General features: G+C 67.3%; 13 protein-coding genes. 8 read left to right on the forward strand and 5 right to left on the reverse strand.

The annotated features are described in order from the left end of the window. Together tssL and tssK are read right to left on the reverse strand one after the other, a co-directional pair. Positions 1-1,428, reverse strand: a complete 1,428-nt coding sequence (gene tssL / locus SJY11_RS13025; RefSeq protein WP_376987043.1) for a type VI secretion system protein TssL, long form — start codon at positions 1,426-1,428, stop codon at positions 1-3. Further along, positions 1,425-2,762, reverse strand: coding sequence for a type VI secretion system baseplate subunit TssK (gene tssK / locus SJY11_RS13030; RefSeq protein ID WP_376987044.1), 1,338 nt, complete (start codon positions 2,760-2,762; stop codon positions 1,425-1,427). The genes tssL and tssK overlap by 4 nt, the downstream gene beginning before the upstream one ends. A gap of 178 nt (positions 2,763-2,940) precedes the next feature. Between tssK and SJY11_RS13035 the strand changes: the two genes are divergently transcribed. Continuing rightward, on the forward strand, positions 2,941-3,441 hold the full coding sequence (locus tag SJY11_RS13035) for a PAAR domain-containing protein (RefSeq protein WP_267522237.1): 501 nt from the start codon (positions 2,941-2,943) through the stop codon (positions 3,439-3,441). Positions 3,442-3,514: 73 nt separating this feature from the next. Then, positions 3,515-3,874: a RidA family protein gene (locus tag SJY11_RS13040; RefSeq protein ID WP_069055568.1), complete on the forward strand. Its 360-nt coding sequence runs from the start codon at positions 3,515-3,517 to the stop codon at positions 3,872-3,874. Positions 3,875-3,991: 117 nt separating this feature from the next. On the opposite strand, the gene tagH is transcribed toward SJY11_RS13040, so the two are convergent. The 3 genes from tagH to SJY11_RS13055 are packed head-to-tail and all read right to left on the reverse strand — an operon-like array spanning position 3,992 to position 7,834. After that, positions 3,992-5,365, reverse strand: coding sequence for a type VI secretion system-associated FHA domain protein TagH (gene tagH, locus SJY11_RS13045; protein ID WP_376987046.1), 1,374 nt, complete (start codon positions 5,363-5,365; stop codon positions 3,992-3,994). Between the two features lie 54 nt (positions 5,366-5,419). Further along, positions 5,420-5,974 (reverse strand): DUF6931 family protein, encoded by a 555-nt coding sequence (locus tag SJY11_RS13050; protein WP_376987047.1) that lies wholly within the window; start codon positions 5,972-5,974, stop codon positions 5,420-5,422. A 6-nt stretch (positions 5,975-5,980) separates the two neighbouring features. After that, entirely contained in the window at positions 5,981-7,834 is a 1,854-nt protein-coding gene (locus SJY11_RS13055) for a type VI secretion system Vgr family protein (RefSeq protein ID WP_376987048.1), read from the reverse strand. A 116-nt stretch (positions 7,835-7,950) separates the two neighbouring features. Between SJY11_RS13055 and SJY11_RS13060 the strand changes: the two genes are divergently transcribed. The 6 genes from SJY11_RS13060 to SJY11_RS13085 all read left to right on the forward strand — a co-directional run bounded on the left by SJY11_RS13060 (position 7,951) and on the right by SJY11_RS13085 (position 13,446). Next, on the forward strand, positions 7,951-8,502 hold the full coding sequence (locus SJY11_RS13060) for an OmpA family protein (protein WP_324134307.1): 552 nt from the start codon (positions 7,951-7,953) through the stop codon (positions 8,500-8,502). Positions 8,503-8,572: 70 nt separating this feature from the next. Beyond that, a complete protein-coding gene (locus SJY11_RS13065; RefSeq protein ID WP_376987049.1) occupies positions 8,573-9,976 on the forward strand; it encodes a type VI secretion system protein TssA in 1,404 nt (467 codons plus the stop codon). A 121-nt stretch (positions 9,977-10,097) separates the two neighbouring features. Next, positions 10,098-10,631, forward strand: a complete 534-nt coding sequence (gene tssB, locus SJY11_RS13070; protein WP_376987050.1) for a type VI secretion system contractile sheath small subunit — start codon at positions 10,098-10,100, stop codon at positions 10,629-10,631. Positions 10,632-10,642: 11 nt separating this feature from the next. After that, on the forward strand, positions 10,643-12,145 hold the full coding sequence (tssC, locus tag SJY11_RS13075) for a type VI secretion system contractile sheath large subunit (RefSeq protein WP_376987051.1): 1,503 nt from the start codon (positions 10,643-10,645) through the stop codon (positions 12,143-12,145). 142 nt (positions 12,146-12,287) lie between these two features. Beyond that, positions 12,288-12,770: an Hcp family type VI secretion system effector gene (locus tag SJY11_RS13080; RefSeq protein ID WP_376987052.1), complete on the forward strand. Its 483-nt coding sequence runs from the start codon at positions 12,288-12,290 to the stop codon at positions 12,768-12,770. 127 nt (positions 12,771-12,897) lie between these two features. After that, complete coding sequence (locus SJY11_RS13085) at positions 12,898-13,446, forward strand: GPW/gp25 family protein (protein ID WP_291828320.1); 549 nt, start codon at positions 12,898-12,900, stop codon at positions 13,444-13,446. Position 13,447: the final 1 nt, after the last annotated feature.

Consider the following 13,447-nt stretch of genomic DNA (forward strand, 5'->3'; position numbering starts at 1 on the left):
TCAGCCTTGCCGCTGGATCAGGATTTCGACGCGCCGGTTCTTGGCACGTCCTTCGCGGGTGGTGTTGGGCGCGATCGGCACGTCGGCGCCCTTGCCCTCGACGCTGATGCGGTCCGGCTTGCTCAGCTTGGTCTGCAGCAGGTCGCCCACGGCCTTGGCGCGCGCCTGGGAGAGCAGCAGGTTGGAGGCGAAGCGGGCGGTGCGGATCGGCACATTGTCGGTATGGCCGATGACCTTGACGGCGCCGCCCTCGCTTTCCAGCACGCTCGCGATCCGCTCGATCAGCGGCTTGAACTCGGCGCGCACGGCCGCCTGGCCCGGCTCGAACAGGGTGATGTCGACGAGCCGGACGATGATGACGTTCGGCGTGACCTGGCAGACGATCGGCGGCTGCACCGCGCCGCAGACCTTGGGCGGCACGGGTGGCGGCGGGAGGGGCGGGGGCGGGGCCGAGAAGACCTTGCGGACGAGGCCGAGCTCGCCCTTGGGATGGACCGAGAGCATGGCGGTCGCGGCCGCCTCCGCATTCCCCGAGAGCAGGAAGCGGAACACGAAATAGAGACCGAGCACGGCGACGCCGGCGAGCGCCGCCACCGACCAGACCGGAACCCTGAAGCGCGCCACCTGCGAGGCGACGGCCTGCCCGCGCCAGCGCGGCGAGAGCTCGGGGTCGGGCTGCTTCACCCGACGCAGCGTCTCGAACAGGTTGCGCTGGATCATCTGGAGATTGGCGGCGCCACCGGCCGAGGTGCGGTGGATGCCCTGGAAGCCCAGCGCCAGGCAGGCATGCATCAGTTCGAGCAGGTCGTAATTGACGGACGGGTCGGCCTTGGCGCGGTCGAGCTCCTCGAAGAAGCGCACGCCGCCGACACGCTCGCCGAAGAACTTCGAGAGCATGCTGTACTGGGTCCAGACATGCCGGTCCTCGCCGGGGATGTTCTGGACGATGTCGTCGGCCGCTGCGCAGAGGACGTATTTGGCGGTTCGCGTCTGCTCGGCGGAGGCGCCCGCGGCGCGGACCTCGTGCTCGAAGGCCTCGATCGTTTCGGTGACCTGCCCGAGCAACTGCGCGAGCGGGGCGCTGCTGAGCTGCGAGCGCAAGCGGCCGAGCAGCAGCAGCAGGGGCGAGGCGGCGCGCAGCAGCGGGTTGGCGTTGGGCGTCAGGAGCTGGTCGCGGCCCGGCAGCGGTCCGGCGGCAGGTCCGGGCGGCGGCGCCGGGCGCGGCGGGGCCGGCTGGGAGGCCGAGATCCAGTCGTCACCGCCGCCAGGAACGCCGGGCGAGGCAGCGGCGGGCGGGGCATAGGGGGTTGGCGCCGCCGGCGTGGCCGGGCGGGAGGGCAGGGGCGCGCGGCGTCCGGCCGGGTTGGGCCTGATGATGGTCCGATCGGAACGGCCGAACGGATCGGACGGCGAACCGGGATCGCTCATCGCCGTCCCTCGAGCACGGCCCAGAGTTCGAGTTCGAGATCGGGCCAGTCACCGGAGAAATGCATCCCGATCGAACTCGCGGTCGAGAATTCCGGCCAGAGCGGCGAGGTCCGGTCGAGATAGAAATAGACATGGTCGGTCAGCGCGCGGATCTGCGGCGGCGGCGTCGGCAGATGGACGAGGCTGATGCCCGGCAGATGGGCATGGACGATCTCGTTCATCTTGGTGTTGGGGCCGACCTTGAAGAGCTGCGGGAACTGGGCCTGGATCTCGGTCAGCGGCCGGCGCGCCGCGACCTCCAGAACCAGCGTCGCGTTGCGGACCAAGCTGCGGTCGCGAATCGTCGACATGAAGGCGTTGGGTGCGCGCTCGGTGATCTCGAGCCGGATCGCCCGGCGGCCGAGATTGGCGGAGAGGAAGTCCTGGATATCGCGCACCAATGGCGTGAAGCAGGCCTCGAGATCGTCATGGTCATAGGCCGGGTAGTCGCGGGCGCGGCGCTCGGCGGTGGTGAAGGTCGCGAGTTCGCCGGCCAGCCCCAGGAAGCTCTCGAACAGCCGCTCGGGATGGACGTAGCGCGACTGGCGCAGATGGCGCAGCTGCGGGATCTGCCGGTTCAAGAGCTGCAGCATGAAATAGTCGGCGCTCTGCAGGCCGCCTCCGGCCGTCGGGTCGGCGGCATAGCGGGCGAGTTCCTCGAGCTTGTTGTCGATCCAGCCGATGACCCGGTCGAGCCAGCCCTCGATCACCGGATAGGCCGAGCAGACGAGGACGGGCGGGGCGAATTTCTCGTCGAACAGGATGGCGCGGTCGCGCACCTCGAGGACGCGACCGAGCGCCAGGCCGACATAGCCGGCCTTCGCCGTCTTGCGCAGCTCCAGGCTCAGGCGCGGATGGGCGACGTCGATCTCCTCCTCGATGCGCAGCGAGGCGGTGGAATCGATCAGCATCTCGGTGGCCGGGACATAGCGGCTGGCGCTGCCGCTCAGCGCGTCCTCGACCTCGCGGGTATTGGGGGAGGCCAGCGGCAGCGAGAGCCAGACGATCTGGCCGGCGGCGTTCTCCGGCACCTCGATGGCGGCGGGCAGGGGGCTGTTGTCGGGCATCGCGAAAGGCGTGCCGTCCGGCATCACGCCGACGGCGCGGCGCAGCCCGATGCGGCTCTGCTGGGCGAGGTCGCGGTCGATCTCCAGCACCGAGAATCCCCACGGATAAGGGGTGACGTGCCGGACGCGGTTTTCCAGCAGATTCTCAAGATACCGGTCGCTCTGCTGGAAGTGGTGCGGCCTGAGGAACAGCCCTTCCGACCAGACGACCTTGCTGTACCACGACATCCGGCTCTCGCTCACTCAAGGGCATGCCGGGGACCTTATACAGGTCGCCGACAAGCGTCACCAAGCGAATGCTAGGGCGGCGCGAAGGCCCTGCCGTCATTGACTTGAAGGATGCGCGGTTGCGCGTTTCCCGGCAGTCCAGCAGAGTCGCTGACATGAAGGCCGAGAGGAGCCCCCGATGCCGAAAGGTCCCGCTGCCCGCGTTCTCGATATGGTGGCCCATCCCCTGCCGGGCGTGCTCCAGCCGGGGCCGGGAAGCCCCAATGTCCTGATCGGCGGAATGCCGGCCTGGCGCGGCGTCTCGGCGGCAGCGGCCGCAGCGATCCAGGCGGCGCGAAAAGTCTCCGACGCCGCCATCGCCACGGCGGAAGCGGCTTCAGCGGCGGCTTCGGGCACACCGGGTGCGCCGGCCGCGAAGACGGCCGAGGAAACCGCCAAGGCGACCGCTGCGGCCGGCATGGGGTCGATGATCACGGGGGCTGCGGCCGGGGCCGACATCCACAACTGCCTGACGCTGCTGCCGGCACCGCCGCATGGTCCCGGCGTTGTGGTCGACGGGTCGAAGACCGTGCTGATCAACGCGCTCGCGGCCTGCCGGGTGGGCGATACGATCATCGAGGCGGTCGGGCCGCCCAACAAGATCACGATGGGGATGACGACGGTGATCATCGGCGGCTGACGGGCGGCTGCGCCTCGGCTAGGAGGGGCGGCGCGCGGCTCGTCGCGCCCCACTCCAGCCCAGGACACCAACCATGACCATCGACCGCATCGGAGTGACGCAGCGCTGGTGCGATGCCGCGATCTTCAACGGCATCGTCTTCCTCGCCGGCCATGTCGCCGAAAAGACCGAAGGCCGATCGCTCGGCGAGCAGACCACCGAGGTCCTGGCGCTGCTGGAGGAGACGCTCGAGGCCGCCGGCAGCGACAAGAGCCGCATCCTGAGCGTCCAGATCTTCCTCACCGACATCGCGAAGATCGCCGAGATGAACGAGGTTTGGGACGCCTGGGTGCCGAAGGGCACCGCGCCGGCGCGCGCCACCGTCGAGGCGAAGCTCGCCTCGCCCGGCCACGACATCGAGATCACGGCGGTGGCGGCGAAGAAAGCCGCCTGATTCGTGTTTGCTCTGCCGTCATTGCGAGGAGCGGAGCGACGAAGCCATCCAGGAGCCGTCGAGTTCGACGTCCTCTGGATTGCTTCGCTTCGCTCGCAATGACGAGAGAGGCCGCAGCTACTTCCCGCCGCGGTCGTAGCACTCGGCAAAATAGAGCATGAAGGCGTCGACCAGTCCGTCCTCGTAGGGGGCGGTCTTGGCGTCCCAGCGGGCGACATAGGCGTCCCACATCTTGGCCTTGCGCGAGCCGAGCAGGGAATCGAGACCGCGCTCCTGCGCCATGCTCTCGGCGATGGCCTGGGGATCGAGATCCTCGACCAGCATGCGCAGCGCGTGCTGCATGGCCGAGTAGGTCTTGATCTGATGGGCCTTGAGGTCCTTGAAGCTCTCGTCGAAGGCCTTCTGCGCGCTGAGATAACCGCTCTTGGGCCGGCCGAAGATGAGCTGCAGGGCGTCGTCCACCGTCGGCGAGAATTTCAGCGGGTTGTTGTCCTGCGCCTGGATCATGGTCTGGTTGGCGCTGCGCGCGATTCGCTTGCTCTCGGCGCGGGCCGCGAGCAACTGCTTCAGCTCGACCGCGACGAGGCGCATCAGCCCGCCGAGTTGCTCGGCGAAGGCGCCGGGGTCCTGCCAGCCGAGGTCGTTCGTCGACAGGCCCGCCCCCTTGGCGAAGCGCTGCACGAATTCGGCCGGCGAGATGGCGGGCATGCCGGCGGGCGCCATGGCGGGCGGGGGGGACGCCGCGAAGGGCGCGGCGGCGGGCGGAGGCTCGAGCGGCGGCGGCGGCGCGATCGGCGCTGCCGGCATGGCCGGGGTATCGCTCCAGGCGTCGCCGGGCGGCAGGTCGGCCGTCAGGGGTCGGCGCGGCGTCGGAATCGGCGCCGGCGGCATCTCGGGGGCGACCGGCGGCGCCTGATAGGGCGCCCAGGCGAAGTCGTCCGCCGACGGAAGGGATGCGACCGGGGGCGGCGCTGCGGGCGCGGCGGGGGCGGTGGGCGTCGGAATGTCGGTGGCCCAGTCGATGAAGCCGTCATGGACGGGGCGGTGCCGGCTCGGCGGCAGCAGGTCCCGGCGCGGGATCGGCGGCGCGACGTCGCCGCTGGCCGACCAGAGCGAGTCCGGATCGGGAGCGGGCGCCTGCACCGGGGTGTCCTCGGGTTCGGCGCGGGTGCCCTCGTCGATGGCGACGGCGATGACATAATGGCCGATCTCGAGCCGGTCGCCATGCTGGAGGCGGTAAGGCGACTGCACGCGCTGGCTGGAGCCGTTGGCATAGGTGCCGTTGGTCGAGACGTCGCGCAGCCAGTAGTCACCATCGCGGAAGCGCACCTCGCAGTGGCGGCCCGAAATGGCGCGCGTCGGGTCCGGCAGGCACCAGTCGAGATGCTGGTCGCGCCCGATGTCGAGCCCTCGGCTGCCGGTGAGGGTGACAGTCAGCGGGCCGCCATCGGGCAGGGCGGTCTCGTTCTCGATCGTCAGCGTCAGGGGCATGGCGGGGAATCCGGGCGCGGCGCGGAGGCGGCCGCCGTCTCGCGCGGGCGGTGCTCAGGAGGCGGGCTTGCCGTCGTCATCGGCCAATCGAATGCATGCTTCGACACAATTGCGCAATGCGGCCTTGTGATCGCGGCCGCTCTTTTGGCCGAGCGCGGTCAGGACGGCGATGCGCGCCATCTTGGCGGTGAGGTCCGGCGGGCAGGGCACGGCGTGCCCCTCGACCATGCTGCCGCCGGAGTAGCCGGCCGCGAAGGCGACCCAGGTGCCGGGCTGCGCCGGATCGGCGGTATCGGCCACGGCGAGAGCCGCGCGCCGGGTCTCGTCGCGCGGATCGCGAACCCAGGCCTCGGCCGCCGCGAGCCCGTCATCGGGTGCGGTGCCGGGGGCAAGCATCGCGCGCAGGGACTGTGCCGCCCACCAGACGGCCTCGCGGCGGGGCAGCACATAGGCACAGTAGGAGATCGCCTCGGCCGGGGCCGGCCCCTGCGCGAGGCGCCTGAGAAAGGCCAGCGGATGCTCCACCGCCGGCCTGGTCGCGATGACCTTGCCGGCGGAGGGGAAGGTCTCGAACACCTCCCGGGCGGTGCTGAAGCGCAGACGCGTCATCGACTCTCAGTTGATCTTCACGAGGGCGCCGTTGACGATGACCATGGCGTCGCTCAGCACCTCGGTCTTGGCCACGCTCTTGATGGTGATCGTGGGCGAGGAGATCTCGATGCTCGTGGGCAGCATCTTGATCGTGCTCTGGCCCACCTTGAGGTTGATCTCGGTCTGGGCTTCGATGTCGAGCTTGCCGTTCTGGACATGGAGCTTGTCGTTGCCGTTCTTCAGCGTCGTCTCGCGGGAATAGCCGCCGTCGCCGTAGTTGGGGCCGATCTCGCGCGTCTCCTTGTTCTTGACCAGGACCTCATGGTCCTTCTCGGCCTGCATGCTGAAGACTTCCTGGCCCTTGCGGTCCTCGAACTTGATCTCGTTGTAGCAGTCGGCGAAGCCGGCGCCGTCGGTCGACTCCGACTTCAGGCCGGACTGCGTCTTGTTGTCGGGCAGGCTGTAGGGCGGCTTGTGCTGGTCGTTGACGACTGTGCCGGTGACCAGCGGCAGGTCGGGATTGCCCTCGAGGAACTCGACCACGACCTCCTGGCCGATGCGCGGGATGACCTGTCCGCCCCAGTTCTTGCCCGACCACATCTGCGCGACGCGGGTGCGGCAGGAGGTCGAGCCGTCCTCGCGATCCCAGTGGAAGCGCAGATAGATCCGGCCGAACTCGTCGACGTCGATGTCGCCTTCCTCGCCTTCGTTCCGCTCGCCGACCACCTTGGCGGTGTGCGGTCCGTAGACGGTGGGCCGCGGGGTCAGGAGCGGGGCGCGGAAGCGGCGGTCGCTCTTCTGGAACTCGTAGGAGCCGCTGTAGAACGTCTCGTCGCCGCTGCCGGAGCGGTAGCTCTGGCCGCCGAAGGCATGGCTGCAGCGCACGACGAGATATTCGATGTTCTCGGACGCCGTGGCATGGTCCGAAAGCGTCATCAGGGCGCCGGGGAACAGGCTCGGCGCATCGCCGGCGGCGTGGCGCCTGTCGTCCGGCGCCTGCTCGGCCTGGGCCCTGACGCGGGCGAAATGCTCGCCCTCGTCGCGCTTGATGTAGCTGCGCGGGTAGTCATAGGCCTCATAGGACTTGGCCTTGTCGAAGCCGGCCTCGGCGCGCGCCGTCAGATCGGAACCCGATTGCTGGAAGTCGTAATCCTTCAGCTCGATCTTGCCGGTGCGCAGCCGGCGCATCGTCGACCAATGCGTCATGTGCTCGATATGGCGCGGCATCCGGCTGCTCGGCGGCATCACCGGATAGGACGTCCCGGCCCCCGCGAAGGTCGGCTGGGCGGTGGCCTGGACGGGGTCGTGCGAGGAGCGCGAATCCGCGAGCACCAGCTTGTGGTCGCCGTCGACATGCTTGAAATAATAGTAGATTCCATACTGCTCCATCAGCCGCAGGACGAAGTCGAGATCGGTCTCCCGGTACTGGACGCAGTAGTCGATCGGGGCGAGCCGATCGCTGGTGCGGTCCTCGAAGCTCGCGCTCTCCTCCTTGGCGAAGATCTGCTTGATGATCTCGATCGCCGTCTTGTTCTTGAAGATGCGGCAGTCGGCCCGCTGGGACAGGAGCCAGAGCCATGGCCGCAGCGTGAACCGATACTGATGCAGATCGTGCTCCTTGCCGACCCATTGCGCGTCGACCAGCGTGCCGTTGAAGATCCGCTCGCTGCCGTTCTTGAGCGTCATCGTGATGGAGCATTTCTGGCTCATGATGCTCTGCAGATCGGCATTTTCAGTCGTGCTTCTGGCCTCAACCTGAAAAGTAAAGAGTTCGCTCAAGCCCTCAGAGGCTTCGAATTGTGTCAGTGTTAAAACATCTTGACCCAAAGGCGTCGTAAACGACGCGGTTCTTTTCAGCTGTCGAAGATCGGCGTTCATCAACGAAACCCCGTGGTTCTAGATGCTATTTTATTATTGACGTGGCGGATGGCGCGAGTCATGGTGTGCGCCGTCAATCTTCGATCGCACGCGCGAAGCTAAACGGGAGGGGGACCATGCGCAAGCAACCCGCGATTACAGCCATCGCCGTCCTCGCCGCCTGTCTTTACGGCGTTCATTCGCCGGTCGCGCAGGCGCAGACCTACAAGGCGGACGACATCGTCAAGCATTTCAATCCGGCGCCGCCGCCCGTCAGCGCGACCCGCGGGCTGTGCATCGGAACCGAGGCCGACTGCAACAAGGCGGGCCATGCGGTGAAACCCGCCGCGGCGGCGGCCTTCGATCTCGTCGTGCGCTTCAAGTACAATTCCGACGTTCTGGAGCCCGATGCGCGCGTCAATCTCGACGAGTTCGCCAAGGCGCTGAAGACGCCGCAGCTCGGCGCCAGCCGCTTCGTCGTCGAGGGCCATACGGATGCGACCGGCACGCCCTCCTACAATCTCGACCTCTCGGAGCGACGGGCCCAGGCGGTGGTGCGCTATCTGCGCGAACGCGGCGTCGACACGGCCAAGCTCGAGGCGCGCGGTTACGGCCAGACCAAACCTGTCGTGGCCGATCCCTTCGCCGGCGAGAACCGCCGGGTCGAGACCCGGCTGCGGACGGAATGAGCGGGGCTGGGGAGCCCCTCCCGCAAGCCACCCGGCGGCCGAGCCGCCACCTGCGTAACCGGTGAGGGCGATGGCGTCTTTGAATTTCGCTGAGTTCGCGAAGGCGATCTCCGACGACGATCCCTGCGGGCCGGACCTCGAGGACGATACCGACTTCATGAACGTCACGGCGCGGCTCGAGGTCGCGCTGCCGGCGCAGTATTTCCGCCGCGACGATGACGGGCGGCAGGTCGCGTTCGACCGCAGCAGCATCGAGTTTCCCGCCGCCTTTTCCGATCTCGGCAAGCTGCTGAACCGCTCGCGCGACCTCAGGGCGCTGGTGCTGGGCGGCAAGCTCGCGATCCTCAACCGCGACGTGCCGGGTTTCGCGGACTGCCTATCGACCATCGCAGCGCTCCTCGCGCAGCACTGGGAGGCGGTGCATCCGCGCGCCATGGACGGCGATTTCGTCATGCGCGAGGTCGCGCTGCAGAGCCTCGACGAACTGCCGACCGTGGTTCTGCCGCTGCAGCATGCGCCGCTTTTCACAAGCCGGCGGCTCGGCCCCTTCGCCTTCCGCAGCCAGCTCGTCGCCACGGGCGAGACCAAGCTGGTCGAGGGCGAGCAGCATCCCGACCAGGGCATGATCCAGGCGGCGCTGGGCGATCTCGACATCGACGACCTGACCGCCGCGCTGGCGCGGGTTGGCGCGATCAAGGAAGCGCTCGCGGGCATCCGTGCGATCTGGCTGGAAAAGGTGGGGGCCGATCATGCGCTCAGCTTTCCGCGCCTGTCTGCGCTCGTCGATCAGATCGTCGCCTTCCTCGATGCGGCGGTGGCGCGGCGCGTCCCCGACCACCAGGCGGTGGCGGGTCCGGCGCCGGGCGAGGCCGCTCCGGCAGGCCATTCCACTGTCGCGCCAGGGGCCTGCGGCAACATCCTTCAAGTGAAGGATACGCTGGCGGCCTGCCTCGGCTACTTTCGCCGCATGGAACCTTCCAGCCCGGCGGTCCTCCTGATCGGCCAGGCGCAGCAACTGATCGGCAAGTCCTTGATCGAGGTCATTCAGATCATGTTTCCGGAGCATGTCGGCCAGGCCGTGCTCGAAGTCGGCGACCGGACCCGGTTCCGGCTGCCGCTCGAACGCCTGGGCGCCCCGGAGGGGCCTGCGGAAGACGGCGGCTCCGAAGAGACCTCCTACGACACGTCGGAGGAGGAGACCTTCGAGGAAACCGAGGCACTCGGCGACGGTGAGGACGACGGTGAGGTGGCCGGGGCGACCTCGCCGGCCGAGCCGCCGGCCCTTTCTGTCGCCAGCCGCGCCGACGCGGTGGCTGGGATGCGGGCGGTGGCGGCCTTCTACCGCCAGGTCGAGCCGTCGCATCCGACGCCCCTGCTGATGGACAAGGCCTGTGCGCTGGCGCAGCAGGACTTCTTGGCTCTGCTCGGCAGCATCCTGCCGGAGGTGGCGACGATGCCTGAGGCGGAGAATTAGCGCTTTCTGTTTTATTCGCTTGAACCCTCCGCGGGGCTCACGCGACTATATCGATAGACGGCAAGAACGGTTACGGTGTCGCGTTACATCGGCGTGACGCAACTGCAGAGGGGCTGACAACATGGCCGGAGATTCAGGTCAAAAGTTCATTCGCCGCAACAGGCCGCCGCGGGTCCACATCACCTATGAGGACCCCTACAATGCCGAGCAGAAGGTCGAGCTGCCCTTCGTCATGGGGGTGATGGCCGATCTCTCGGGCAATGCCTCCGGCATCGAGAAGGCGGAGATCTCGCAGCGCAAGTTCCTCGATTTCGACATGGACAATTTCGACCAGCGCATGGCTGCGATCGAGCCGGGCGTCGCCTTCGCGGTTCCCAACAAGCTCGGTGACGGCGGCGACAAGCTCTCGGTCGCGCTGAAGTTCTCCAAGTTCGACGACTTCAACCCGGCCTCCGTCGCCCGGCAGATTCCGGCGATGGCCAAGCTGCTGGAGGCGCGCGAACAGCTTGCCAATCTGGTGCGCTTCATGGACGGCAAAATGGCCGCGAGCGACCAGATCAAGGCGCTGCTGGCCGATCCGCAGCTGATGGCCGCGCTGAAGGACAAGCTTGGCGACAAGCCTGCCGACGGCACCCCGGCCGAAGAGACCAAGTGAGCGAGGCGGCAATGGCAGCGGAAACACAATCCCAGCAGCCCGGCTCAGTCGCCGAGACGCGCGACGTCGAGGATTTCGCCTCGGTCCTGAAGCAGAGCTTCAAGCCGAAGACCGAACGTGCCGCGACCGAGGTCGAGGCCGGCATCGCGACCCTGGTCAACCAGGCGCTGGCGGACTCGACGCTGATCAAGAACGACGTGCTCGACACGATCGAGGAGATGATCGCGCGGCTCGACGCCAAGCTGACCGAGCAGATGAACGAGGTGCTGCACGCACCGGAGTTCCAGAAGATCGAGAGCGCCTGGCGCGGGCTGAACTATCTGGTCTTCAATTCGGAGACCGACGCGCAGCTAAAGATCAAGGTGATGAACGTCTCGAAGAACGAGCTGTATCGGAACCTGAAGACCTATCCCGGCGCGCGCTGGGACCAGAGCCCGCTGTTCAAGCAGGTCTATGAGCAGGAGTTCGGCCAGCTCGGCGGCCAGCCCTTCGGCTGCCTGATCGGCGACTATCACTTCAGCCATGTGGCCACGGACGTGCAGCTGCTGCGCGACCTGTCCAAGGTGGCGGCGGCGGCCCATGCCCCCTTCTTCGCCGGGGCGGACCCGACGCTGATGGGCATGGATACCTGGACGGAACTGTCGAACCCGCGCGATCTGAGCAAGGTCTTCGACACGCCCGACTACGCGGCCTGGAAGGGCCTGCGCGACGCGGCCGACTCCCGCTATGTCGGCCTGTGCCTGCCGCGGGTGCTGTCGCGGGTTCCCTACGGCGCCAAGTCGGAGCCGGTCGAGGAATTCGCCTTTGAGGAGGAGACCGACGGTCACACGGGCGAGAAATACGCCTGGATGAACGCGGCCTATGCGATGGCCGTCAACATCAACCGGGCCTACAAGGAATATGGCTGGTGCACGCGCATCCGGGGCGTCCAGTCCGGCGGTGAGGTTGTCAACCTGCCGACCCATACCTTCCCGACCGATGACGGCGGCGTCGACCTGAAATGCCCGACCGAGATCGCCATCAGCGACCGGCGCGAGGCGGAACTGGCCAAGTCCGGCCTGATCCCGCTGATCCACCGCAAGAACACCGACAAGGCCGCCTTCATCGGCGCCCAGTCGCTGTACAAGCCCAAGGCGTTCTCGGGCCCGGACGGGGTGGCGGCGACAGCGTCGGACAACCTGTCGGCACGGCTGCCCTATATGTTCGCGGTTTCGCGGTTTGCGCACTACCTGAAGTGCATGGTCCGCGACAAGGTCGGCTCCTACAAGGAAAAGGAGCCGCTGCGGCGCTGGCTGCAGGAATGGATCACCGACTATGTCGACGGCGATCCGGTCAATTCCAGCGAAGAGACGAAGGCGCGGCGCCCGCTCTCCGATGCGCGCATCGATGTCTTCGAGGACGAGGAGAACCCCGGCTACTACTCGGCCAAGTTCTATCTCCGGCCGCATTTCCAGCTCGAGGGCATGGATATCGGCCTGAGCCTGGTCTCGCGCCTGCCAGCTCCCAAGACCTGACCGTCACCTGACCAGCCGGTGACGTCAGCCGAGAAAGTCCCAGGCGCCCGTGTCCTTTGCGACCGGGCGCACAGGAGAACTTTGTCCAGTATCCGGGTTTTCCGACCGTGTTTCCCCTCATTCTCAACCAAAGGAGATCACCATGGCTACCGACTTCATTCTCGAAATCGACGGCATCAAGGGCGAAAGCCAGGACAAGAAACTCGAGAACATGATCGAGGTCGACTCGTTCTCGTGGGGCGTCAGCAATGCGGGCTCGCATGCGGCCGGCGCCGGCGGCGGCGCCGCCAAGGCCAGCTTCCAGGACATCCACTTCACCGCGGCCGTCAGCAAGGCCTCGCCGAACCTCGCGCTCTCCTGCGCCAACGGCAAGCACATCAAGAAGGCGGTGCTGCATGTCCGCAAGCAGGGCGAGCAGCAGCAGGAATACTACACGATCACCCTCGAGGACCTGCTGGTGTCGAGCTATCAGTCCGGTGACGCGGCCGGCGGCGCCAGTGTGCCGACGGATCAGTTCTCGCTGAACTACGCCAAGGTCAAGTACGAGTACAAGCCGCAGAAGAAGGACGGCTCGCTCGACGCTCCGGTCACCATGACCTGGGACCTGAAGAAGAACGCCGTGTGAAAACGGCGGTGGACCGGGCTCCCGGTTTGCCGTGTCGCGGTGGCCGTTGCGGACGCGTTCCGCAACGGCCATCGTGCGTGTCCAGGGCATCGACAGGGTGTGCGAGCGTCATGCTGCACGGGGTACCATGAACGGCACGCTGACGAAGAAGCGACTGCGCCCGCCCCTGATGTTCGCCTTCCGCGAGGCGCATCTGGAAAAGGATGCGAAGGTGTCGCTCGATCTGCGCGATGCCGGCGGCGAGCGGGTGATCGCCCAGCGTCGGGCCGCGCCCCGAGCCGCGATCACCGAGCCGAAGCTGCGCCGCGAGATCGCGGTTGATCTCGACGCCCTCGTCAACACGATCAATCTGGGCTCCTCAGTCGATCTGTCGCGCCACGAGCATGTCCGCAAGTCGATCCTGAACCATGGCTTCCCCGATCTGACGAGCCGCTCGATCGACGAGCACCGGGTCGATCTGATCGCGGAGGATATGGTCGCTGCACTGCTCGGCTATGAGCCGCGGTTGATCCGCAACTCGATCTCGGTCGAGCGCGATCATTCGCTCGACAGCGCCGAGCTCAAGGTCCGCTTCCTGGTCCAGGCCGATCTCAACTGCGAGCCGCTCAACGTGCCCGTCGAGTTCGTCGCCGATCTCGAGCTCGACACGGGCAAGATGGCGATCAGGAGCCGATAGG

Source organism: Allobosea sp. R86505 (genome assembly GCF_042466375.1).
Classification (GTDB): Bacteria; Pseudomonadota; Alphaproteobacteria; order Rhizobiales; family Beijerinckiaceae; genus Allobosea.

Excerpts from the sequence above, each read along its gene's own strand:
- tssL (WP_376987043.1), bottom strand. The coding sequence starts at position 1,428 with ATGAGCGATCCCGGTTCGCCGTCCGATCCGTTCGGCCGTTCCGATCGG.
- tssK (WP_376987044.1), bottom strand. The coding sequence starts at position 2,762 with ATGTCGTGGTACAGCAAGGTCGTCTGGTCGGAAGGGCTGTTCCTCAGG.
- SJY11_RS13035 (WP_267522237.1), top strand. The coding sequence starts at position 2,941 with ATGCCGAAAGGTCCCGCTGCCCGCGTTCTCGATATGGTGGCCCATCCC.
- SJY11_RS13040 (WP_069055568.1), top strand. The coding sequence starts at position 3,515 with ATGACCATCGACCGCATCGGAGTGACGCAGCGCTGGTGCGATGCCGCG.
- tagH (WP_376987046.1), bottom strand. The coding sequence starts at position 5,365 with ATGCCCCTGACGCTGACGATCGAGAACGAGACCGCCCTGCCCGATGGC.
- SJY11_RS13050 (WP_376987047.1), bottom strand. The coding sequence starts at position 5,974 with ATGACGCGTCTGCGCTTCAGCACCGCCCGGGAGGTGTTCGAGACCTTC.
- SJY11_RS13055 (WP_376987048.1), bottom strand. The coding sequence starts at position 7,834 with ATGAACGCCGATCTTCGACAGCTGAAAAGAACCGCGTCGTTTACGACG.
- SJY11_RS13060 (WP_324134307.1), top strand. The coding sequence starts at position 7,951 with ATGCGCAAGCAACCCGCGATTACAGCCATCGCCGTCCTCGCCGCCTGT.
- SJY11_RS13065 (WP_376987049.1), top strand. The coding sequence starts at position 8,573 with ATGGCGTCTTTGAATTTCGCTGAGTTCGCGAAGGCGATCTCCGACGAC.
- tssB (WP_376987050.1), top strand. The coding sequence starts at position 10,098 with ATGGCCGGAGATTCAGGTCAAAAGTTCATTCGCCGCAACAGGCCGCCG.
- tssC (WP_376987051.1), top strand. The coding sequence starts at position 10,643 with ATGGCAGCGGAAACACAATCCCAGCAGCCCGGCTCAGTCGCCGAGACG.
- SJY11_RS13080 (WP_376987052.1), top strand. The coding sequence starts at position 12,288 with ATGGCTACCGACTTCATTCTCGAAATCGACGGCATCAAGGGCGAAAGC.
- SJY11_RS13085 (WP_291828320.1), top strand. The coding sequence starts at position 12,898 with ATGAACGGCACGCTGACGAAGAAGCGACTGCGCCCGCCCCTGATGTTC.